At 26.8% G+C, this 24,263-nt stretch carries 23 protein-coding genes and 1 riboswitch; of the genes, 22 read left to right on the forward strand and 1 reads right to left on the reverse strand.

Annotation, left to right across the window (positions count from 1 at the left end):
• The first annotated feature begins 11 nt into the window (after positions 1-11).
• The 6 genes from hprK to AACL01_RS00325 are packed head-to-tail and all read left to right on the forward strand — an operon-like array spanning position 12 to position 5,444.
• On the forward strand, positions 12-929 hold the full coding sequence (gene hprK / locus AACL01_RS00300) for an HPr(Ser) kinase/phosphatase (RefSeq protein WP_339022854.1): 918 nt from the start codon (positions 12-14) through the stop codon (positions 927-929).
• Positions 930-948: 19 nt separating this feature from the next.
• Positions 949-2,142 carry a prolipoprotein diacylglyceryl transferase gene (locus tag AACL01_RS00305; RefSeq protein ID WP_339022856.1) on the forward strand — a complete coding sequence of 398 codons (1,194 nt, stop codon included), beginning with the start codon at positions 949-951 and terminating at the stop codon, positions 2,140-2,142.
• Between the two features lie 10 nt (positions 2,143-2,152).
• Positions 2,153-3,076, forward strand: coding sequence for a thioredoxin-disulfide reductase (gene trxB / locus AACL01_RS00310; RefSeq protein ID WP_339022858.1), 924 nt, complete (start codon positions 2,153-2,155; stop codon positions 3,074-3,076).
• Position 3,077: 1 nt separating this feature from the next.
• A complete protein-coding gene (locus tag AACL01_RS00315) occupies positions 3,078-4,286 on the forward strand; it encodes a prolipoprotein diacylglyceryl transferase (protein WP_339022859.1) in 1,209 nt (402 codons plus the stop codon).
• Positions 4,287-4,300: 14 nt separating this feature from the next.
• Positions 4,301-5,224 carry a DNA-binding protein WhiA gene (whiA, locus tag AACL01_RS00320; RefSeq protein WP_339022860.1) on the forward strand — a complete coding sequence of 308 codons (924 nt, stop codon included), beginning with the start codon at positions 4,301-4,303 and terminating at the stop codon, positions 5,222-5,224.
• 4 nt (positions 5,225-5,228) lie between these two features.
• Positions 5,229-5,444 (forward strand): helix-turn-helix transcriptional regulator, encoded by a 216-nt coding sequence (locus AACL01_RS00325; RefSeq protein WP_339022861.1) that lies wholly within the window; start codon positions 5,229-5,231, stop codon positions 5,442-5,444.
• Here the strand turns inward: AACL01_RS00325 and AACL01_RS00330 are convergent.
• The gene (locus AACL01_RS00330; RefSeq protein ID WP_339022862.1) at positions 5,437-5,832 is read right to left on the reverse strand and encodes a rhodanese-like domain-containing protein; all 396 of its coding nucleotides are present in this window, start codon (positions 5,830-5,832) and stop codon (positions 5,437-5,439) included. The two genes, AACL01_RS00325 and AACL01_RS00330, sit on opposite strands and share 8 nt — an antisense overlap.
• 79 nt (positions 5,833-5,911) lie before the next feature.
• Here AACL01_RS00330 and secG point away from each other — a divergent pair, with 79 nt between their 5' ends.
• From secG to AACL01_RS00410, 16 genes are all read left to right on the forward strand, one after another.
• The gene (gene secG / locus AACL01_RS00335) at positions 5,912-6,199 is read left to right on the forward strand and encodes a preprotein translocase subunit SecG (RefSeq protein ID WP_422397970.1); all 288 of its coding nucleotides are present in this window, start codon (positions 5,912-5,914) and stop codon (positions 6,197-6,199) included.
• Between the two features lie 4 nt (positions 6,200-6,203).
• A complete protein-coding gene (gene rnr / locus AACL01_RS00340) occupies positions 6,204-8,303 on the forward strand; it encodes a ribonuclease R (protein WP_339022865.1) in 2,100 nt (699 codons plus the stop codon).
• Between the two features lie 18 nt (positions 8,304-8,321).
• On the forward strand, positions 8,322-8,768 hold the full coding sequence (gene smpB / locus AACL01_RS00345; RefSeq protein WP_339022866.1) for an SsrA-binding protein SmpB: 447 nt from the start codon (positions 8,322-8,324) through the stop codon (positions 8,766-8,768).
• A 1-nt stretch (position 8,769) separates the two neighbouring features.
• The gene (locus AACL01_RS00350; RefSeq protein WP_339022867.1) at positions 8,770-9,045 is read left to right on the forward strand and encodes a hypothetical protein; all 276 of its coding nucleotides are present in this window, start codon (positions 8,770-8,772) and stop codon (positions 9,043-9,045) included.
• A gap of 195 nt (positions 9,046-9,240) precedes the next feature.
• Positions 9,241-9,304, forward strand: a riboswitch (nucleoside riboswitch).
• 73 nt (positions 9,305-9,377) lie between these two features.
• Complete coding sequence (locus AACL01_RS00355) at positions 9,378-10,307, forward strand: bifunctional oligoribonuclease/PAP phosphatase NrnA (protein ID WP_339022868.1); 930 nt, start codon at positions 9,378-9,380, stop codon at positions 10,305-10,307.
• A gap of 17 nt (positions 10,308-10,324) precedes the next feature.
• Positions 10,325-12,157 carry a lipoprotein gene (locus AACL01_RS00360; RefSeq protein WP_339022870.1) on the forward strand — a complete coding sequence of 611 codons (1,833 nt, stop codon included), beginning with the start codon at positions 10,325-10,327 and terminating at the stop codon, positions 12,155-12,157.
• Positions 12,158-12,170: 13 nt separating this feature from the next.
• A complete protein-coding gene (locus AACL01_RS00365) occupies positions 12,171-13,997 on the forward strand; it encodes an ATP-binding cassette domain-containing protein (protein WP_339022872.1) in 1,827 nt (608 codons plus the stop codon).
• The gene (locus AACL01_RS00370; RefSeq protein WP_339022873.1) at positions 13,997-14,980 is read left to right on the forward strand and encodes a sugar ABC transporter permease; all 984 of its coding nucleotides are present in this window, start codon (positions 13,997-13,999) and stop codon (positions 14,978-14,980) included. Before AACL01_RS00365 ends, AACL01_RS00370 begins: the two co-directional genes overlap by 1 nt.
• Before the next feature lies 1 nt (position 14,981).
• Positions 14,982-16,133: a carbohydrate ABC transporter permease gene (locus AACL01_RS00375; RefSeq protein WP_339022874.1), complete on the forward strand. Its 1,152-nt coding sequence runs from the start codon at positions 14,982-14,984 to the stop codon at positions 16,131-16,133.
• 1 nt (position 16,134) lies between these two features.
• Positions 16,135-17,247, forward strand: a complete 1,113-nt coding sequence (locus tag AACL01_RS00380; protein ID WP_339022875.1) for an MBL fold metallo-hydrolase — start codon at positions 16,135-16,137, stop codon at positions 17,245-17,247.
• Positions 17,248-17,346: 99 nt separating this feature from the next.
• A complete protein-coding gene (locus AACL01_RS00385; RefSeq protein ID WP_339022876.1) occupies positions 17,347-19,056 on the forward strand; it encodes a PTS transporter subunit EIIC in 1,710 nt (569 codons plus the stop codon).
• 103 nt (positions 19,057-19,159) lie between these two features.
• Positions 19,160-20,005, forward strand: a complete 846-nt coding sequence (locus AACL01_RS00390) for a class II fructose-bisphosphate aldolase (RefSeq protein WP_339022877.1) — start codon at positions 19,160-19,162, stop codon at positions 20,003-20,005.
• Positions 19,992-21,353, forward strand: coding sequence for an SIS domain-containing protein (locus AACL01_RS00395; RefSeq protein WP_339022879.1), 1,362 nt, complete (start codon positions 19,992-19,994; stop codon positions 21,351-21,353). The genes AACL01_RS00390 and AACL01_RS00395 overlap by 14 nt, the downstream gene beginning before the upstream one ends.
• A 2-nt stretch (positions 21,354-21,355) precedes the next feature.
• Positions 21,356-21,610: a hypothetical protein gene (locus tag AACL01_RS00400; protein WP_339022881.1), complete on the forward strand. Its 255-nt coding sequence runs from the start codon at positions 21,356-21,358 to the stop codon at positions 21,608-21,610.
• A complete protein-coding gene (locus AACL01_RS00405; RefSeq protein WP_339022883.1) occupies positions 21,591-22,196 on the forward strand; it encodes a hypothetical protein in 606 nt (201 codons plus the stop codon). The genes AACL01_RS00400 and AACL01_RS00405 overlap by 20 nt, the downstream gene beginning before the upstream one ends.
• Before the next feature lie 92 nt (positions 22,197-22,288).
• On the forward strand, positions 22,289-24,205 hold the full coding sequence (locus AACL01_RS00410; RefSeq protein WP_339022885.1) for a PTS transporter subunit EIIC: 1,917 nt from the start codon (positions 22,289-22,291) through the stop codon (positions 24,203-24,205).
• The last annotated feature ends 58 nt before the right edge of the window (positions 24,206-24,263 follow it).

Consider the following 24,263-nt stretch of genomic DNA (forward strand, 5'->3'; position numbering starts at 1 on the left):
GCGAGATAAGCATGAACAAATTAACTATTAAAAAAATTGTATCTGAATTTAAATTAGATGTTTTATATGGAAATGAATATTTAGACAACATTGTTGAAATATATGGTTTGAATAGACCAGGTTTAGAATTGGCTGGATTTACAGCTAAGGGTGAAAAAATTCATAGGTTAGTTTTGCTTGCAACTAAGGAATTTAAATATTTAACAACTTTTACAAATGCGGAAAAAGAAAAAAAATATGAAGATATTTTTAAAATGAACTTACCAGCAATTATTATTACTAATAGTTTTGAAGACAAAACAATTTTTGAAGTTGCTAAAAAATACAAAACCCCAATTTTAAAATCTAATAAAAATTCAACAACATTAACTCATGATATCTTAGGATATTTAGATGACTGATTTGCACCATCTATTGAAGTTCATGGGTCACTTGTGAATATTTTTGGAACAGGTGTTATGTTAATTGGTAAATCTGGTATTGGTAAATCAGAATTAGTTTTAGATCTTGTAAAATATAACCACTTATTTGTCGCTGATGACAGAGTTGTAGTTTTTAAAAAAATGAACAAATTATATGCTAAGTCACATCCAATTTTAAAAAATTTAATTGAAGTTCGTGGTTTAGGAATAATAGATGTTACACAAACTTTTGGTCATCAAATTATACTTGACCAGACTTCGCTTGACCTTGTTATTGAATTAGAAAAATTTGAACAAGCTGATACTTTTGAAAGATTAGGATCAGATATTAAATTAACAGAATATTTAGAAACAAATATTCCATATATTAAATTACCAATATCTTCTGGTAGAAATGTTGCTAATATAATTGAAACTGCAGTTGCAAAATTAAAAATGTCACAATTAGAAAACTATAAACCAGCATTGGAAATATTACAAGAAAGAATTGATAAAAATGAATCTTAATAATATTTTAAGTAGCGTTATGCCTAATAAAATAATTGATAAAGATTTTTCAGATGATTTATCTTTTATGTATGGAATATTAATAGCAACAGGAGCATGTGTTGCTATTTTGGTATCAGTCATAAGGTTACGTCGTAAAAATATTCCAGTCTTAGACATAATTAATGTAATCTATATTTCGGTACCAATCGCTTTTTTTGGTGCATCTTTAATTGGCAAATTAGATACAGGAAAACAAGATAGTTGACACATATGAGAATATTTTTATTTTTGAGATCCGGGTATGAGCATTTTTGGGGGAATGATATGCGGTTTTGGAAGTGCATTTATTTTCTTGCAAAAAAAAGGGAGGGTAAATAAAATATCAGTTTTAGTTTATGCTGATTGTATTCTCCCTAATGTTTTATTAGCACAATCTATAGGAAGATGGGGGAACTTGTTTAATCATGAAATTTTAGGTAAATCAACCAATATTGAGAATTGAAAGTGGTTGCCAAAATTTATTTGATCACGTTTTTTTTACATTTCTAATCCAGCCACAGGGAAAAGATATGATGTTGTCGAGTATAGAGTGCCACTTTGTCTTGTTGAATCAATTTTAACTTTAACTTTATTTTTTATAATTATTTTTATAGTGCCACTTTTATTTAATTTAATTAGTTCAAAACCATGAAATGTTGATAAAAAAGCTTTTCCAATTAAAAAATATGCAATTAAAAAAGAAGAATTAAAATTTGTTCAAACGCAATTGGCTATTGATGAAATTAAATATAATGGAAAAGTTTATTATTCAAGAAAAAACGCTTGAAGAAAAGCATATTATTGATATGAACCAAATGCTATCGAAGTTAGCGATGCTCAAAAAGAATATGACAAAATAAAAAATGTTTTAGCTTCAAAAGGAAAATCAAAATGAAAATCTATTTGAATGAGTAATTCAAAAAAAATGTATAATCTAAATAATACTGGAAATTACACAATTATGCATTGTGGAGTTCAAGGCTCATTATATTTCATCGGTTATGTTTTAATTAGAATTATTTTAGATTTTTCAGAAAGATCAGAATATGAAATGACTATAAGAAACATACCAGGTAATGCCTTATTTTTAGTTGTTATGTTAATTCTCTCTATTTCATTTTTAGTTATAGTTCAATTTATTGCACCATATAAATGAAGAGAAGCAGAATGGTTATATGAAAAATCTTATTAAGGAGTAAATTATGAATACAAATTATGATGTTGTCATTGTTGGGGCTGGTCCTGCTGGATTAAGTGCGGCGATTTATACTGCAAGAGCTGATAAAAAGGTTTTGGTTATTGAAAAAGAAGCACCTGGAGGTAAAATAATTAAGACTTATAAAGTCGAAAATTATCCTGGTTTTGAAAATATAGATGGAGTTGAATTGGCAACTAAACTTTTTAATCATGCTACTAATTTTGGTGCACAATTTGAATATTCAAGTATTAAAAATTATATTAAAAATGACGATGGATTTTTAGTTACTTTAACTAACGAAAAAAGTTTTCAAACTAAAGCAATTATTTTAGCAACTGGTACTAAAGAAAATAAATTATGCATTCCGGGCGAAGATGAATTTTATGGTAAAGGTGTTTCATATTGTGCAATTTGTGATGGAGCATTCTATAAAAATAAAGAAATTGCTGTTGTCGGTGGTGGGAGATCCGCATTTGAGGAATCAGACTATTTAACAAATTTTGCAAGCAAAGTTTATCTAATTCACAGAAGTGAAAAATTTAGAGTTAATGATGACGTTTTTAATAGAATTCAAAAAAATAAAAAAATTGAATTAATTTTAAATACTGTTGTCACACAAATAAATGGAAAAGATAAAGTAGAAAGTTTAATTTTAAAAAATGATAAGGGAAAAGAAACAATATTAAAAGTTTCAGCAATTTTTCCTTTTATTGGTCAAAAACCTGTTACCGAATTTATTACTGAACCTAAATTTTTAAATGATAAAAAAAATATAATTACAAATGAAAAAATGCACACTAAAATTTCTGGAATATTTTCTGCAGGAGATGTTAGGGATACACCATTTAGACAAATAGTTACCGCAGCATCTGATGGAGCTATTGCGGCCCAAGAGGCAATTAAATATTTAGATAGGTTAGGTAAATAATATGTTAAGTTCATATAATGTTAATTGACCCGATTGGGATTCAAATTATGGAAGAATGGGTTATTGAACCATTAAGGAAAATTACGGTCCATTTCACATGTATGCAACAATTATTACTATTGGTTTTATTCTTGCAATACTTTTGTCATGTTATCAAGCAAAACTACGAAAAACAGAAGTAATGCAACTATTATTAGCAGCAACTCCTATAATTCCTTTATCGCTTATGGGTGCTAGTTTTGTAGGGAAAGTTAATACTGATCCAGACGCAAGTTTTTTTAGTTTATTTAAATTTTGAGAAGGTGGTATGGCAATTCATGGTGGTGTAATAACTGCAACAATATTTGCAATTCCAGCCCTTATTTATTTTAGTAAAAAATTTGATATTTCTGTTTGAGAGTATTTAGATTGTTTTGTTCCAAATATAATGTTGGCACAAGCAATTGGAAGATGAGGAAACTTTTTTAATCACGAATTAGTTGGACCGTGTGCAGGAATAGTTGATGAAAATAACACACCATTATCTTGACTACCTAAATTTATTCGTGTAAATACTCAATATACATTTAATGGAGCAGTTTATCAATTCCACCCAATATTCTTCTATGAATCAATTGGATTGTTTTTAGGTTGAATTTTTATTATGGTTATTCCTTTTATTGTTAAAGCAACTGGGAAAAAACCTTGAAAATTAAAATCGGATAAATATAAATTTTCATGAAAACAAACACTAATAGCACCACTTGATCTTAATAAAGAATATAAAAATTCATATATGTATATTTGGGATAAAGAATATCATTTCAAATCTAACAAAGAAAATAGAGAAAACTTTTTACAAGAATTAAAAAATATTGAAAGTTCTAATAAATCAAATTTTAAAAAACATCTTGAAAAAGGAATTTTATTAAATAAATGCAATAATCCCGAGGGTTATCATACGCTTAAATCTGGTGTAAAAGCAGGATTTTATTGAGCAATTTGAAATCTTGTAAGAGGGATACTTGAAACAATGAAAACCGATAATATTTTGTTTATTAAATACCACAAAGAATTATCAGTAAGTTTAATATTTACAATGATGGTTATAGGAATTATAATTGTATTATTATGTCAATTTGTATTCCCGTACGTTTTTAGAAAACCGGGAATGCGCTATGAAAAACAATATTTTTATACAAAGGATGTATTAGAAAAAAAATATAAATAAAAGGTGGTTTAAATATGTCGTTTTCAATAGAAGTAAAAGAAGAAATTGTTTTACATACTTTTAATGAAGATCAAACCACAGCTTTTTTATCAGGTTTTATAAAGCATAATGGAGAAATTTTATTTACAAGTGATGGCCTTGAATTAAAAATAAGTTCTTCAAGTAATCAAACAATAAGAGAATTTTATAAGAAAATTAAAAATGTTTTTGATGGTAAAATTAATATTCGTATTGTTCAATATCAAAAACTTAAAAAAAACAAAGTATATGAACTAATATTGTCAAACAATGTTAAAAGCTTTTTAGAAAAATATGAAGTCTTAGAGCCAGACACGTTGCAAAAAAAAATTACTCTTAAAAAAGAATGGGTTCAAACAGAAGAAATTTTAAGAGCATATATAGCCGGAACATTCATTGCAACAGGAAGTGTTAATTCTCCCAAAACTTCTAATTATCATTTAGAGATACAATTAGATAACAAAAAGGAAGCAATTTATTTAAGTAAAATTTTAAAAAACTTTAATTTTAAAATTATTCAGCGAAAAAATAAATGAGTAATGTATATTAAAAAATCACTTTTAATTTCTGATTTTTTAAAGTTTATTGATGTTCCTAAATCAGTTATTTATTTTGAAAATACCAGAATTAAAAGAGATTATTCAAACAATATAAATAGAATGATCAATATTGATATTTATAATCAGCAAAAATCAATTCAAGTAAGTGAAAAACAAACTGAATTAATTAAAAATATTTCAGAAAAAAAATACAAAAATTTATCTTATAAAGCAAAAAAACTTTGTGAGTTGCGAATAGAAAATCCCGATTCATCATTTGCGGAGTTAGAAGTTTTAATGAATGAAGCAGGAATTAAAATAACTAAATCTGGAATTAGCAATTTATTTAAAATAATAGCTAAAGCTTCAAGAGAGGAATAATTTTATGAAAAAAAGTGAAGACATAATAAGTATTTTTACTAAAAATATGAGAAATATTAGAATTGCAAAAGAACTTACTCAAGAAGAATTAAGTTTTAATTCAGGTTTACATAAAAATTATATTTCAGATACAGAAAGAGGAGTTAGAAACATTTCTCTAAAAACAGTCGAAAAAATTGCTAAAGGGTTAGGTGTAGAGATTCAAGAGTTGTTTAAATAATGTTAACTTTTGTTAAATTATCAAAATTACTATTATTTCTAATTTCTTTATAACCAGCATATAAAACATATGGGTTATATCTTTTTTTCTTTAGAGAATTATAGATGTTTAAATTGCTTCTATAATCATTACTAATTAAAAGAATTTTCATTCTAGGTTTTAAATGTTTATAATATTTTCTAAAAAAATCTAGTGCAGGAATATTAACAGTACCTTGAAGATGATGTTCATAATAGGCAGCTTGATTTCTTAGATCAATTACAATCCAGCTATTTGATTTTAAAATATCTTTTAAGTTTTTTAATTTTTTATGTTTGTATTTTGTTTTTCAACCATAATCTTTTAAAAAGTATGAAAATATTTTTATCATTTTTTCAATAAATTGCATATAAAAGACCACCAACGAATATAATATATTATAATTTTATAGTATCATATCATTGTGGAGGAATAAAAAAGTGTTTGAGTTATTACTAGTAGCAGCTTCAGATAAAAAAACAGTTAATGTTGTGGTATTTGCATTAGAAGTTTTTTGTTTAATAATTTCTATTATTATAATTGGAATCGGAATGATTCAAAATAAAAAATCACAAACTGGTCTAAGCGCACTTAATGGTGGTAATGATGAATTATTCTCAAATTCTAAAGAAAGAGGATTAGACAAAACACTTTCTACTTGAATGATGGTTATAGGAATTGTGCTTGCTGTGATTGCGATAACTTCTGCGATTTTAACTAATATTTACTTAAAATAATTTTATGAAAGAACAAATAATTAATATTCTTGAAAAAGAAAAAATAACAAGCATCGATAATTTAAAGAATTTATTAAACATTGAAAAAAATAAATTCTTTAAATTAATAGATGAATTAATAGAAGAAAAAAAGATATATAAAACTATCGAATCTAATATTATATTAAATAATAAAAGTTTGAAAAAAGGAACAATAAGAATTAATTCAAAATGTTTTGGTTTTATAAAACCACTAGAAGAATACAATGAATTTAATCAAGATTTTTTTGTGCCCAAATTTGGTTTAAATAATAGTATTTCAAATGATGAAGTAATATTTTCATATATTGAAGAAGACGATGGAAGATATCGTGGTAATGTTGAAGGAATTATAAAAAGAGATAAAAAAACTTTAGTGGGAATTATGTCTTATAGTCAAGACAAAAGATTTTTAGATTTCATTCCCTCAGATCCTGCATTTATTAACTACCGAATTGTTTTGGTAAATAAAAATAAATATAAATTAAAAGAAGATTTGATAGTTAAAGTTTCTATTTCTAATGTAAAACAAAACAAAATGTTTGTGTATATTGATGAAATTATTGGTGATGCTAATAAGGCTGTTGATAGAATTATTTCAATTGCCTATGAAAATGAAATTGAACCAGGATTTTCTAGTGAGTCTTTAAAAGAAGCGGAAGAAGTTGCAAAACCAATAAATAAAAATGATATTAAATTTAAAAAAAGATTAGAGAAAAATTTATTTAATAAACCTATTGTAACAATAGATGGTGCTGATTCTAAAGATTTAGATGATGCTGTATGTGTTGAAAAAGTAAATGATAATTATGTATTAACAGTTGCGATTGCTGATGTAAGTTATTATGTTAGACCAAGAACTAAATTAGATTATGTGGCTTTATATAAAGGAAATTCTACTTATTTAGCTAACAAAGTTTTACCAATGCTTCCTGAAGTTCTTTCAAATGGAGTTTGTTCATTAAATCCTAATGAAGAAAAGCTGTGTATGGTTTGTGAAATGACAATAAATAAAAATGGAGAAATTATTGATTCTAATATTTATGAATCAATAATGATTTCAAAAGCACGTTTAACATATGGGGGAGTAAATGATTTATTTGAAACAAAAAAATCAAAATATCCCGATGAAGTTAATGCAATGTTGTGAGATGCTTTAGAGTTACATAATATTATTGAAAAAAGAAAAGATAAGTTAGGAACAATTGATTTTGATATTCCAGAACCAAAAGCAATTTTAAATGCTAATTCTGATGTTGTTGATATAGTTGCTCGTGAAAGAGGAATTGCTGAACGATTAATTGAAAATTTCATGGTTAGCGCCAATGTTACAGTTGCTCTAGAAATGGAAAAAATTAAAATGCCTTTTCTTTACAGAAACCATGAAAGTCCAAAAAAAGAAAACATGGGTGAATGAGTAAATAGTTTAAAACTTTTAGGTATTAATGTTCCTTTTAATTTAGAAAAAGATATAACACCCTTAGATGTAAAACAAGCACTAGAAAAAATTGCAAATGAAGTAACTGATGTTAATGAAAAAACAGTGATCAACATAACACTTTTAAGATATATGGAAAAAGCTAGATATGAATCAGAAAACATTGGTCATTTTGGTTTAGCGGCAAACACATATACCCATTTCACTTCACCGATAAGAAGATACTCAGACTTAATGGTACACCGATATCTAAAAAAATATTTAATAAATAAAGAAGATGATTATCAAAATGAAAATATTTCTTTTATTGATAAAGCATGTGAAATCATTAATGAAACGGAAAAAAAATCTCTTAATGCAGAGCGTGAAGTTAATAAAGTTTGTATGGCTGAATTTATGAAAGATAAGGTTGGCCAAGAATACAATGGAATCATCTCTGCAATTTTAAAATTTGGAATATTTGTTCAATTAGAAAATTGTGTTGAGGGATTAGTACATATAACTAATTTAAAAAATGCCACATTTGATGAAAAGAGAAATATTTATACAACTGATGATAAAAAAACATACAAATTAGGACAAAAAGTTAAAATCAAAGTGATAGCAGCTGATGTTAAAAGAAGAATTATAGATTTTGAATTTTGTTAATTAAGGCAGGTGATTAAAATGGGTATAAAAATAATTATTAAAAATAAAAAAGCCCGTTTTAATTATGAGATTTTAGAAACTATTGAAGCAGGAATTGTTTTGAATGGAGATGAAATAAAATCGATAAGAAATAATGATGTCTCAATTAATGAATCATTTATACTAATTAAAGAAAAAGAAGCATATATTTTAAATATGAGTATTAAAAAATATGAATTTTCTACTCAAAAAACTTCTGAACCAACTAGAAACCGTAAGTTGTTATTACACAAAAAACAAATTATGAAACTGTTAAAAAGAGTTAAACTTGAAAAATTAACAATTGTGCCAATAATGTTATATTTTTCAAATGGTTTAGTTAAACTTGAAATTGGATTAGGAAGAGGAAAAAATTTAATTGATAAAAGAGAAACAATTAAAGAGCGTGACTCAAACAGAAAATTAAACAAAATTAGAAAGGTATAATATGAAATTTTTATTACAAACAGCAAATTTAAATAAAACATCAACACCCGTTGTTTGTGGGATCATTATTTTAATTTCAATTTTGGTATTTCTTATAACTTTGTTTGCTTTTATTAAATACTTAAAACAAAGAAATTTAAAACAAAAAAATTTTGGAGAAACAACAAAGCACCAAGACTTATTTAAATTTTGAACATTTTATGCATTTATAATTGTAATGTTTTCAGCGGTCTTAATATTTTTAATTTCATTTTCAATTATGATTGGCAGTTTTTAAAAAAAATTATAAACAAATTTAAATTAAATACAACATCATTTGTCAAAAAAAATGATGTTTTTTTGTAGTAAAAATTTAACAAAATAATACATAAACTTTTTCAAAATCATTGCTTATTTTTTTATAAAAAAAACATAAAAAATCCTTGCTTTTGTTTTTTAGTTTAATATCATAAGGGCAAGAACTAAATATTAAACTTATATAGTTTGGCATAACGGGCCATTGATTCCACCCCAGGACCTATCTTGGGACTATAAGTATTAATAATTTAAAAAAGGGTTTAGGATTTAGTTTGAATATAATTATAAATTAAAAACAAAAAAAAGAATTATATGAACGAGATTGTTAAATCAATATTTAAATTTGAAACCATTATTATTTTGAGACATGTATTACCTGATGGTGATGCATATGGCTCTCAGTTGGGTTTAAAAAGTCTAATTTTAGATAATTTTAAGCATAAAAAAGTTTACGCCTTTGGTAAAGAAATTTCCTACTTAAATTTTGTTGGGAATATGGATGTTTTTCAAAAACAAGTTTTTAAAAATGCATTGGTTATAGTAACTGATTGCGGAAACATAGAACGAATTGACATAGAAGACAAACAACTTTTGCAGCAAGCTAAAAAGGTTATTAAAATTGATCATCATCCAGATGTTGAACCATATGGTGATATTTCATGAGTAGATACATCATTTACAAGTGCAAGTGAAATGGTTGGTTATCTAAGTTTAAAAAATAATTGATATGTAAACAAAAAATGCGCACAAATTATTTATCATGGAATTTGTACAGATAGCGGAAGATTTTTATATGAAGGGACAACTTCAAGAACATTTGATGTTGCTAGTTATTTATTTAAAACAAATTTTGACTTTAAAAAACTTTATAAAAATATGTATGAAAAAACATGAAATGATGTTTTGTTAAATACAAGATTAATTAATCAAGCTCATATAACTTCTAAGGGAGTTGGTTATTTAATAATAAACAAAGATATTTATAAAGAATTCAATATTGATCCGTCAACAAGCGGTAAATTTTCAAATATTTTAAGTAATATTAAGGAAATTAAAATTTGAATTACCTTTTCCTGAAGAACCGACAATAAGTGACGTGTAGAGTTCAGATCTAAAGATGTTTCAATTAATAATTTAGCTATAAAGTTAGGTGGTGGAGGACATCGATTAGCTAGCGGAGCTATTATTGAAAACTTGAATGATATTAAAAAAATAATTAAAGAAGCAGACTCCTTATTATAAAAAATAAAGGAGCAAAAATGAAAAAATTATTATCCGTATTAACAGGAATATCACTTATTATTGCACCAGCCGTAACATTAGTTTCATGTGGAGATAATTCAAAACCAGAAAACGATGTTGAGTTTCTTTTACAAGGTAGAACAATGGCAAAAGGTTCAAAAATTGAAAAAGCTTATGAAAAAATAGCGCAAGACTTTAATTCAACATTACCAGAAGGAGATGTAAAAATTGATGTTGAATGAGAAGCAAATGATGCTGTTCAAAATAGAATTAGTGCTAAAAGAGCATTACCCGATTTGTATATTTCTTATCCTGGGGATGTTGCTAAAAATATTTACGCATCAATTTCTGATCAAAAAGTAAGAGACATGGATAAAGTGTTACCTCAAAATGCCAAGTTTTGAGATAATGCTCTAAAAAATGAAGGACTTATTTCCAAAATGGGAGAAGGTGGCAAAGACTTACAAGCTGTTTTACCACTTAATAAATCTTTAGATGTTCAAGTGATTAATGTAAAAATCTTTGCAGAATTAAAGTGATTGGCCGAACAACATAAAGCTTCATCAACTTATAGTGCAGTTGAACCAAAAAAAGAAGAATTCTTAAAAGTTTATAAACAAATAACTGGAGATAAATTTTTTACAACAGCAGATTTATTTAAAGATGAAAAACTTAAATTTGATACAACAAATGATGATGTTAAAAAAGCAATAAAAAACATTTCAGAAATTGTTGTAACCGATGAGGATTCAATAAGAAATGCAATGGAAAAAACATCGAACGTTGAAGATTTTATGACACTATATTCATTTTGTTATAATCAAGCGTATCCAAAAAATGATTTAAAAAACAATATGTTTTCTGTTGGTCTTGATGATATCCCAAACGCAATATTTGAAAATTATGCTTCTGCAGCTAAACAATATACATTTGATACTGTTTCGGCAAAAGATGATAACAACAACAATAATAAGTTTTTTTATAACATGACAAAACCAGAAAATCTAAGCACAAAACTTTATTTAAATAAAAAAGGTGCTATTGAAAATGTAAATAATTTTTTTGCCAAAGCTCAAAAATTAGCAATTCATAAAGAAGAAAAACAGTCATTAGCAAATAATTGAAATGGTTCAATGTATCTAGGAAAAATGGATGGAAAAACTTATACAAGTAATTTCTTCGATGCAGGAACAATGCTATCTTCAATTAATTGTTCATCAGCAGGTCTAGGATATTTCACACACAGCAGCTCAGTTAAAGAAAATAAATATAATTCCTTTTATGACTTAATTGTGGCTGGAAGTCCTACAAAAGAAGGAGGGTTTAATGCTATTTCACAAGGACCTGGTTTAGCTGGATTTACTTCAAAAGGAGGTAATCAAGAGATTAAAGAAAAAACAGTTAAAGATTTTGTAACATTTTTATATGATAAAAAAAACATTTCTAAATTAGCTGCTAGTTCGGGGTATTTACCTTCAACAACAGAAGCTATAAAAGATTATGATCAATATTTAAGTGACGATTATAATGCAAGTCACCCTAAAAGTCCAAAAAAAACATTAGAAGAATTGAAACATAGTCTTGTATATCAATTAATTAGATATGTAAAAAATAATATTGATAAAACTGGTGATAAGAAAATATTTAATTTAGTTTCAACAACACCAGATCCTTTATCAAACACTCTTCGTAGTGCTTTAAAAAATTCTTATCAAAATACTATTTTTACAGAAAATAAAAATATTAGTGAAGTATTATTTAATAAAGATGCAGGACATTCTTTAATAAATGAAATGAATAAAATCTTACCAGGAGGTTTTGATGATATAGAATTTAAATTCATGGTTTAAGAGAAGTTATTGTATGAGCATAAAGTTAAAAAATATTGTTATTGATTATGGCAATTATATTGCAGTTAATGATTTTAATGTTGAAATTAAAACTGGCGAATTAGTATCCTTATTGGGTCCAAGTGGTTGTGGAAAATCTACAACCTTAAATGCAATCGCAGGTTTAATAAATATTACTAAAGGTCAAATTGTATTTGATGATATTGATGTTACTAACAAAAGTTCCCAAAAGCGTAATATTGGTTTAGTTTTTCAAAATTACGCTTTATATCCCCATTTAAGTGTTTACAAAAACATTTCCTTTCCATTAGTACAATCAAAAACATTTCGATTTAACCTTAAAAAAGAAAATTTTCAATACCAATCAGAAATTAAAATTTTAAAAAAAATTAAAAACAATAAACGAGCATATTTAATTTTAATAAAAATTTTAAAAAACATTGATTCAATAATAAATTATATTTATGAACAATATGATAAATATGAAAATGAATATTATGATATTCAAAAACAAGAAATTAATATTTACTTACAAAAACTTTTAAGTAATGTTAATTCAAAATTATTTTATGAAAAGATGGTTACTTATTTATTTGATAGGGTGAGATACTCATATTATTATTCTAAAAAAAAGTCTTTAATAAATTTAAAAACTTTTTTAAAATCTAATCTTCAAGATCAAACAATTAGTTTTGAAATTCGAGATGTAATTGTTAATAGAATTAAATACATTAATAAGTATCGAATTAAAAAAACTAACATAATTTTACTCGATGTTAGAGGAACAAGAAATATTAGTAAAAAAAATATAAAAAAAGAACAAGCTTTTTACAACAAAACAAACACTAATAAATTAGAGATTTTTAATATTGAAAAGAACAAACAAATTTATAATGACTATGCTAATAAGCGTGACAGTTTATTTAAAGGTGTTATTAAAGATTTAAATAATAAAATTAATAACAAAATTGACAATCTTAAAGAGTTATTTAAAACTCTAAGCAATGATTTTAATGAATTGCTTGAAAAACAAGATTTAAATTTTAACTTTAAAAAGCAAATAATTGAATTAAAAAAACAAATTTTTTCTCATTCTAGAAAAATTAGAGAATTAGTTTTAGAAGTGGCAAATAAAGTTGACATTACATCACAATTGCATAAAAAACCAGGAGAATTGTCAGGAGGTCAACAACAGCGTGTTGCAATTGCAAGAGCAATAATAAAAAAACCCCACATTTTATTGCTTGATGAACCTTTGTCAAATTTAGATGCTAAATTAAGATTATCCACTCGTGAGTGGATAAAAAAATTTCAAACAGAAATGGGAATTACAACAATTTTCGTTACTCATGATCAAGAGGAGGCGATGAGTATTAGCGATAAAATTGTTGTAATGAATAAGGGATGTTTACAACAATGTGGAACACCCCATGAAATTTATAATAACCCAGTTAACACATTTGTAGCTAATTTTATTGGAACACCAAATATTAATTTGATAAGTGTTGAAATAAAGAATAAATTAGTTATTTTAAATCAAGAAATAATATTTAAAACCGAAACTGATGTGAGAGATGGTAATTATTTTATTGGTATTCGCCCAGAACATTTTAGTCTAGAAAAAAGTATTAGCAATTTTGTGTCATTAAAAGGAGGACGCTTAATACATTGTGAAATGCTTGGAAAAGTAAATAATTTAAAAATTCAGTTTTCAAATTATGAAATTTGTTTAATTGTTAATCCAGAAGAGATGACAAAACTTAATCAAAATGAAAGTGTAATTTATTTTGCACCACAAAAAGTTCATTTCTTTAATAAAGATGGGAGGTCAATTTTGTAATGAAATGGACATTTGTTTTAAGGGTTGATCGCAATAAGTCTCTAAAACCAGATAATAAGAAACACCGAAATAAAAATAAAAATATGCAGAAAGGAAAGTTTGATTTAATTAATCAATTAATTTGAATAACACCAGCTTTGTTTCTACTATTTTTATTTGCTTATTATTCTATATATATTTTGTTTAAACGTGGATTTGATCAACATGGTGGATATAGTAAAAATTTTACCTTTTCTTGAAGATATTTAAAGATGGTTTGAAATGATGCCGATTTTATTATAGGTATTAAAAACTCATTTATTTATGTTGTTATAGCTATCCCAATTTCCTTATTAATTTCTCTATTAATTGCTAAATGTCTAGCAGATATTGTAAACAAAAAAATATTTGCTTTTTTACAATCATTATTTTTTATGCCGTTTGTTACTACAGCTTTAGCAATCACAATGGCATTTTCTGCAATATTTTCTAGTACAGATCAGTCACTTTTAGAGCAACTACTTAAAAAATTAGGTGTCGGGTTCGTGGATTTTAGAAAGCCTGTAAATGCTAAAATGATTTTAATATTTTATGGAATATGAAAAATGATGCCATTTAAAATTATTATGTTTACAGTTGCTCTTAGCGCCGTTGATAAAAAACTATATAGTGCAGCATCTATTGATGGAATGGCTAAATGAAAACAGTTTTGAGCAATTTCAATACCACAAATTATTCCAATAATCATTTATATGATTACCACTAGCATGATTGGTGCATTTAAATATATGCCCCTAGGATTGTTTGGTGATTATAATGCTGTAATGCAGTCAAAAGCACAAACAATGGTTTATTATATTTTCGAAAATATGGTGCAAACCCAAAATTATGGTAAGGCAAGCGCCGCTTCAATTATTTTAATGATAATTATCGGAATAATGACAATTGTAAATCGCTTTATTACAAAAACATTAAGTAAAAAATATAAAAGCGAGGCAATTTAAAATGGAGATTAATAAATTCAATAAACTTAAATTTGCTTATGAAAAACGTAAAACAAATTTAACAAATTTAAAAAACAAACATCGAAATGAAGAGTTTGAAACTTTAAACATTTTTAAAAAACAAATTTTAAAATTTAAACATTTTTTAATTGAAATTTGAAATTTAAAAATAATGAACTTTTTATCAAGAAATCTTAATCGAGAAATTGAACGTAAAAAATTAATTACGTTATCATTAGCAGGTGAAAACATTTGAATAAAATGATTTAAAAAACTTATACAAGCAACTACATTACTATTTTTTTCAATTCTTTTAATTTTTCCCTTTTACTGAATGCTTATGAGTTCTTTTAAACATCCAGATGATATTAATCCAACCTTTAACGAAACGTTGTGACCCAAACATTGAACATTAAACGCTTACAAAGAATTGTTTAATTATGTAAATGGTGATGGTCAAAGGAGTTCAATTTCTATTAAAACTTTTCTATTAAATTCGTTTTACATTTCTGGAATTTCGACATTTTTTCAAGTAATAATCTCTTTAATAGGCGGGTTTGCAATTTATAATTGAAAAACTAAATTTAATAAAATTTTTCTAATGATAATGTTCTCATTATTAATGATTCCTGGTGAAGCATTAATGATTGGTAGATATATTTTCATTGTTTCACTTGGATGAAACAACATGATGATCGCTTTAATTGCACCATTTGTTGCCAACGTATATACAATTTATTTAATGTCTAACGCATTTTCAACATTGCCAAAAGATTTAAAAAATGCTTGCAAAATTGATGGCCTATCGACATTTAAATACTTTTTTAAAATAGCTATTCCTAGCATTAAATCAACAATTGTTACTTCAGTAATTATTTCTTTTATTGAAGGTTGAAACTCAACGCTATGACCAGTAACGGTAATTAGGGCAGATGGGCAATCATCAACAATTCCAATGCTTTTGTATCAAATAATTTCTTTGACGGGAGTTGATCTTTCAGACGAATATCATTCCCTAATTGATCCTTATAATGTCAAAATGGCAGGTTGTGTAATTACAATTATGCCGATGATTATTATTTTTATTGTTTTCAACAAGTGAATTATTAAGGGAGTTTCAAATCGTAAAGCAACATCAAGCACGAAAGGATAAGATGATTAGAATTAAAAAAATATTGCTGATGTTATTGCTAATTATTGGTATATTCCCACTAGTTTTTGCCACATCATGTAAAAAAGATCCAATTGTTAAAGCAGATTTTTCTTATCATGTTTTAGCTGTTGGAAATGGAAATTTTACTTTTTTAGAAAATAACAACACAGGACATATAGTTATTTTAGATTGTGGTAATGGCTTAAAAGCTAAACAAACCGATGATTTGGAAAGTAGTCCTATATCAAATCGTAAATGAGGATTTGAAAGACGTACTAATGTTAAAAAGTATTTTGTTGATTATTTAAACCACTTTCATGTAACTGAAATTGAAGCAATCTTTGTTTCACACAATCATGCAGATCATTTTAATGAAATCGAAAATATGCTTAGTAATTTTAAAGTAGATAATCTAATTATGCCAATTGTTTATGATAGTGCCAAAACACAAATCGAAACATATGTCAAAAAAACACAAAATGAAAGTTTAAATATTGATACAACCTTTTCGTATAAATACAGTTTTATGGGAATCGAATTTCACAATATTACTGCCAAATTAGATCACCAAGCACTAATAGATGCAGATTATAAAGCTAGCGAAGGACCCAATGCAACTTCAATGGTTATTGACTTCACAGTTAATGGACAAACGGTTTTATTCACAGGAGATGCAATAGAAATGACTGTGAGCCCTAAAAAATTTGATCCCAATGGAATATTTAAATCTTTAATTAGTAAAATGAATATCAATACATTTTTATTAGCTCATCATGGCTCAACAAACAGTTCAACCGATAAATTATTAGAATATATGGGTAAAAATGCCTCAAGCATTAAATACTCTTTGATTAGTGGTACTAATCATTATTCTGGTAATTGATGAAATGCCTCTGGTAATCATTCCTTAGCTTCTATCCAAGAAGTGGGATATACCAAACAATGTGCTAAAAATACAAAAATTTTTATTACCGGAACAATGACCGATGACAATAGTGGAACCTATGATGTAACCCCAGATGGAGAAAATAAATCTTATGAGATTGAATACAAAGAAAGTGGAGAAACTTTAGTGATTCCCAATAATTCAACCGTTATTCACCCCGAGTTTTAAAATTAAAATGGCCAATGGCCATTTTTTTATTTTTTAAACAAATATTTGTACTTGCTTTTTTCCATATTTTCCATTAAATTATTAAAGTTAGGAGAAAAAATGGAAAATATAAAAATAAAACAGAGGACCAATTGGAAATCTAGAATTTTAAACACATTACAAGAAATTGGTAAATCATTGCAATTCCCAATTGCAATCTTACCGTTCGCGGCAATATTAAACCGATTCGGAGCATTGGGTTTATCATATACATCAAATACAACACCTGATGGTGTATTACATATAACAAATCACATTGGTTATTGAATATCATTTATTATTCAAAAACCAGGTGGTGTAATTTTTGATAACTTACCCTTAATCTTTGCAATCGGTATTGCATTTGGTCTTGCAAAAGACCACCGTGGAGAAGTGGCATTAGTTGGTGCAGCTATTTATTTAGTTATCAGCGCAATGTTGGGTGAACACGGTATTGGTAACATGATTTATGATAAGGTACTTACGTTTAAGGCCGCCGATGGTAATTTTTCAAAATTACTATATGTAGAAAATTACAAAGGCGACGTTTTACAAAATGGTAAGTTTGTCTTATCTATTGGTGTTCTTGGAGGGATTGTTTCAGGAATATTAGCATCAGTGTTATATAACAAATATAAAGAAATTAAATTACCAAAAGCATTATCATTCTTCGGGGGAAGAAGATTTGTTCCAATGATTGGATTAGCATGTGCAGTTCCTGTAGCATTAGCATTTGCAATTATTTGACCATGATTACAATATGTTTTAATGTTAATGGGAAAACAAGTGGCAGATCCTTCAAAAGCATCTGTGGCGATTCCTGGAACAATGTTATATGGATTCTTAAATAGATTGCTATTACCATTTGGATTACACCAAATATTAAATACATTCTTTTGATTCCAATTACCAATTCAAGGAAATCATATTGATCCAATCTCAGGTAGTTCAGATGGAATTATTCACTGAGATTATGGAGATATAAATGCATTTACAGCGAAAAATGAAAATGCAGGATTATTCCAATCAGGATTCTTCCCAGTAATGATGGGTGGAATTCCCGCAATTGCATTAGCAATGATTATGAGTGCTAAAAAAGAAAAAAGAAATGAAGTAGCAGGGTTCTTAGGTGGAGTTGCAGTCGTTGCAATTGTATCTGGTATTACAGAACCAATTGAATTCTCATTTGTATTCTTAGCGCCAGCATTATTATTAGTTCATGCATCATTAACTGCAATATTTGTTGGAATAACAACAGCTATGCGTATTCAAGTTGGATTTGGATTCTCAGCAGGAATTATTGATTATCTAGTTTCATTCCCACAAGCATGAGGATTCTCTCAACACCATGGTGGAATTTGAAAAGTAATTAGTAATCCGTTAATGATAATACCATTGACAGCAATATGTGCATTTGTTTATTACTCAGTATTCATGATATTAATTAAAAAATTAAATGTTATGACACCAGGTAGAGAAGAAGAAGGTGTAGAAGTAGAAGAACAAACATCATCTTCAAAACAAAACTCAACTTCTTATGATCAATCAAATAAATATGCTAAACAAGCAAAAATGATATTTGATGCAATTGGTGCAGATAACTTGGTTTCAATTGATAACTGTGCAACTAGATTAAGATTAATTGTTAAAGATAATCAAAATATTGATAAAGCATTAATTAAACAATCAGGAGCATTTGGAATAAAACAATTAGGTACAGAAGCATTACAAATTGTAATTGGACCAGACGTTGAACATGTAGTAAACGAATTAAAAAAAATTAGTAACTAAACAACATATAAATAAAAAAAGCAAACTTTTAAGTTTGTTTTTTTTATGACTCTACGTGTAAAATAATTTTTTGTATTATAATAATATTTGGAAAAGGAAAAAAATGATAACATCACTTAAAAAAGAATTGCTAAAAGCAAAAAAAGAACACTATGCAGTGCCAGCATTTAATTTTGACAATCTTGAAATGTTAAAAGGAATAATTGCTGCTGCGGAAGATCAAAAATCACCAGTAATCTTAATGGTTACTGAATCTGCTGCAAAATATATGGGAATCGAATATGTTTTTGCATTTGGAAAAAAAGCAGTTGAAACATCAAAAGTGCCAGTTATATTACATTGAGATCATGGTTTTGATATTGATTTAATTAAAAGGGCATGTGATAACAAATTTACATCAGTTATGTTAGATGCTTCAACAAAAGAGTTTAATGAGAATGTTAAACTAACTCAGGAAGTTGTGGAATATGCACACGCAAGAGGGGTAGAAGTAGAATCTGAAATTGGTCACGTTGGAGGAAAAGAAGATGACAGAAATTCAGCAGGTGGAGGATACACTAATGTTGATGAAGCATTTGAATTTAACAAATTAACAAATGTTGATGCACTAGCAATTGCTGTTGGTACAAGTCATGGTATTTTTAAAAGTGCTCCAAAATTACAGTTTGAAATTATCAAATCTGTAGTAGCTAAAATTGATACTCCAATAGTTTTACACGGTTCAAGTGGAGTTCCCTTAGAAGATCTGCAACAAGCTATTAAATGTGGGGTTACAAAAATTAATATTGGAACTGATTTAAAAATAAAAAATGCTCAAGCATTAAGACAATGGTTAAATGAAAATCCTGATGGATATGACGCAAGAAAATTTGGTGAAGCAGCAATAGAAGCTGTTAAACTTGAAGCAATCAAAAAAATAAAAGCTTTTGGTTCAAATGGAAAAGCATAATTTTATTTTATTAGGAGTACAGTTAAATCAATTCCCAATGTGAGGATTGTTTTTAATTTTATTTTCAGTAACTTTAGTTATTACTATTGCCCCTTGAACATTGGTAAAAAATAAACGTGAAATAAAAAAACAAGTAAAAAAAGAAATTATAAATAAAAAAATAGAAGAAGAATTGAAAGAGAAAAAAATGATATTTAATTATACAGAACAAGAATTAGAACAAAAAAAAGGAATACATACTTTAAAAGAAATTGAACAACAACCAGTTATTTGAAACAACATAATTGATTTAATTCAAAAAGATTATGAAAAAATAGATAATTTTTTAAATAAAAATTTAACAAAAGACACTAGAATAATTTTTTCTGGTGCCGGAACTAGTGAATTTATTGGTAATACACTATATCCATATTTTATTGAACAAGGGTTTGATGTTCAATCAGTGTCAACAACAGACATAGTTTTACAACCAAAAAAATTTTTATCAACAACCAAAAGAACTTTATTAGTTTCATTTGCAAGAAGTGGTAATTCTCCAGAATCTGTTGCAACGTTTAATTTAGCAAATCAATGCTTAGAAAATGTTTCACACTTGATTATCACTTGTAATAAAGAAGGTAAATTGGCAAATATTAAATCAAAAGATAATGTCTTTATTTTTTTATTACCAGAAGAATCAAATGATGTTTCATTTGCAATGACTTCAAGTTTTACGGGAATGCTTTGCACAGCTTTATTGATTTTAGATAAAAAAAATTATAAAAAAAATCTTGAAGAATTAAAAATAATTTCTAAGCAAACAAAAGAAGATATGCAAAAAAATCATTTAGAAATTAAAAAGATAGCCAATATAGATAACAAAAGAATAACTTATTTGGGTTCAAATAGTTTAAAAGGAATTGCTCAAGAAGCACATTTAAAAGTCTTAGAATTATCAGCAGGAGATGTCACAGCATTTTTTAATTCACCAACAGGTTTTAGACACGGTCCCAAATCAATACTAAATAAAGATTCTATTGTTTTGTTGTTTATGAGCAATGATGAATATACAAGAAACTATGATAAGGATATGATTAATGAATTATATTTGCAAAAGCAAATAAATAAATTGGTTGTGTTTGATTATTTAGAAGAAAAATTTATTTTGGATAGAGCGGATGTTTTAATTAAAACTGGAACACAAAAAGTTAAAAATGATATTTTGCAAGCAATTAATTATATTGCAATGGCACAATTATATGGTTTTTATAAATCACTATTCTTAAATAAAACACCCGACAACCCTTGTCCAACAGGAGAGGTTAATCGTGTTGTTAAAGGAGTAATCATTCACGATTACAAAGGATAAAAATGGAATTTAAAATATTATTATGCATAATAGTTTCAATTATTTCTTCGGTTTCTTTGGTTGCGTTAACTATGTTTTTAATTTGAAAAATTAAACATTATAAATTAATGAAATATAATTCTTTTAATAATGTAAATTCTTCATTTGGTTTTAAAAAATGATCTAAACCAGTTTCATTTTATGCACTGTCTATATTATGGCTAACATTATTATTAATTTTTTTGGTATCGGTAGCTTATGCAATTACATATAGTTAGTTTTCTAGCAATGTTTGATAATCAAAAACTTGCAATTTCAGTAATAGTTATCTTAAGTTTTTTGACAATAATTTTATTAGCAACATGAATTTTATTTGTTAATAAAAGAAAAAATGCTCTTGAAAATTTTATAAATTTTAAAACACAATTTAAGCAACACCAAAAACCAATTGACTATTTTGGAGGAGATGTTGAATTAGCAGCTCATTTTTATGAAACAACTTTTAGTAAAAAAAATACAATAAACAACATGTTTTTTGAAGAAAAGCGAATTCATAATTCTAAAATTATTGTTGAAAATTTTTTGGATTTAAAAAAAATAATCGAAATTAATGAGCAAATAAATTTTATAGAAGGCAAAATAATAATAAATGCTAAAAATATGACTTTTAATTTTAAGGATAAACAAATTGTAGTTAATTTAGAAGACGTGTTTTATTATTCAGGGTTTTATGAACCAAAAAATAACGTTTTGTTTTTAAAACTTAATTTTTTCGATCAAAATAATGATTTAAACATAATATTTCAAATGAAGTATTATGAAGATTTAAACACCTTTATTCAAATAAATAATTTAGTCAATTAAATTAATTTCCAAAAATAAAAAAACTTCCAATTATTTTGGAATTTTTTTTATTTTTTGTTGTTTAATAATATTGGAAAGGATTATAAAAAAATATGAAAACAAAAATAGAAACTTTAAACGTAAGCGAATCTAGTTTTAAATCAAAGCGTTCAAACGACGTTAACTTTGGTGCAAGACTAATGGTTAATTTACAAAAAATTGGTAAAGCTCTATTATATCCTATTGCTGTGTTGCCTTTTGCTGCGCTGCTAAATAGGTTTGGAGCTTTAGCTACAGGTTATTCACACTTTGGAACAACCGGTGAATATGATGTATTGTATTGAATTGGACTAATAATTGGTACTCCAGGTGCCATTGTTTTTAATAACATTGCATTAATATTTGCGATTGGTGTAGGATTTGGTTTATCTAAAGATAATAGAGGTGAATCAGCACTTGTAGCAGCCGTTTTATTTTTAGCTATTACAACATATCTAAAAGAAAATGGAATTCAAGATTTATTTTATAAAAATGTATTACCATTTACATATAATGATGATAAAGGCGTCGCACACAGTGCTTCACAACTATTCTATGTACCATCTTATTCTGTAAAACCAGATGGTTCAACATTTGTATCAGGACAAACATTTATTCTTGATATCGGTGTTCTTGGGGGGATTGTTTCTGGTGGAGTAACAGCGATGCTTTATAATAAATATTCAACCATTAAACTACCACAAACTTTATCATTCTTTGGTGGAAGAAGATTTATACCAATGTTAGCATTAAGTGTATCATTACCATTAGCATTAGCATTTGCAATTATTTGACCATGATTACAATTTATTTTAATTAAATTTGGTACTTTAATATCTTCATCAGATGCATGAGCAATTCCTGGTGCAATGCTATATGCACTTGTTAATAGAGCGGTGCAACCATTTGGAATTCACCACATTATTAATACATTCTTATGATTCCAATTACCAATTGAAGGAGATATGATTAATAGTTCAGGAAAAATTGGATTAGAAGGCTCAAATTTTGCTAATAATTTACCAACATCTGATGGTTTAGCATTAATGAAAAACATAGCACATCATTGAGCAAGTCATCCAGATATTAATAGTGATAACTGACAAAATTATTTCTTTAATTATGGTAGTCAACCAAAAGATGTACACCCAGGAAAAGATGGATCACAAATTGTATTTGGAGATATTAATGCATTCCAAAAAGGAATAATATCTGGTAACTTCCAAACCGGTTACTTCCCAATGTATTGAGGAGGACTACCAGCAGCAGCGTTAGCAATGATAATGACTGCTAAACCTGAAAATAGACGAGAAGTTTCTACTTTCTTAGGGGGGGTTGCCCTTGTTGCTGCCTTAACTGGAATTGATGAACCTATAGTATTTGCATTTATCTTTGTAGGACCAATCTTATGAGCTTATAATGCAATATTTACAGCAATCTTTGCAGGTATCGCTATTGCAATGCATATGCATATTGGATTTGGATTCTCAGCCGGATTCATTGATTATGTTATTTCATTTGCAAACTCATGAGGAATGAGTAAATGAGAAGGAAATGTTAATGGATCATTGTATGGAGTTTTATCTAACCCACTATGAATGTTGGTATTAGCTGCATGTATTGCGCCAGTTTATTACTTTGCATTCTACTTCACTATTAAAAAATTTGATATCAAAACACCAGGTAGAGAAGATATGGATGTTGCCATTAAACCAATGGCTTCAAAATCAGCTTCTTTAAAAGGTGATAAATATGTTATTCTTGCAGAAAACATTGTTGATATTATTGGTGAAGACAATATTGTTAAAGTAGATAATTGTGCAACTAGATTAAGACTAATTGTTAAAGACAATTCAATTGGTACCGATCAAGAATTTAAAGCTTTAGGAATATTTGGAACAAAACGTTTAGGTAAAGAAGGATTACAACTAATTATTGGAACGGATGTCGAGCATGTTGCAAACGCAATGCATGACATAACAAATAAATAAAAAACAAAAATAGACAGTTGTCTATTTTTATTTTTTTTGAATATCTTGCTTTATAATA

It is taken from the genome of Spiroplasma endosymbiont of Crioceris asparagi (assembly GCF_964020035.1).
Lineage (GTDB): Bacteria > Bacillota_I > Bacilli_A > Mycoplasmatales > Mycoplasmataceae > TIUS-1.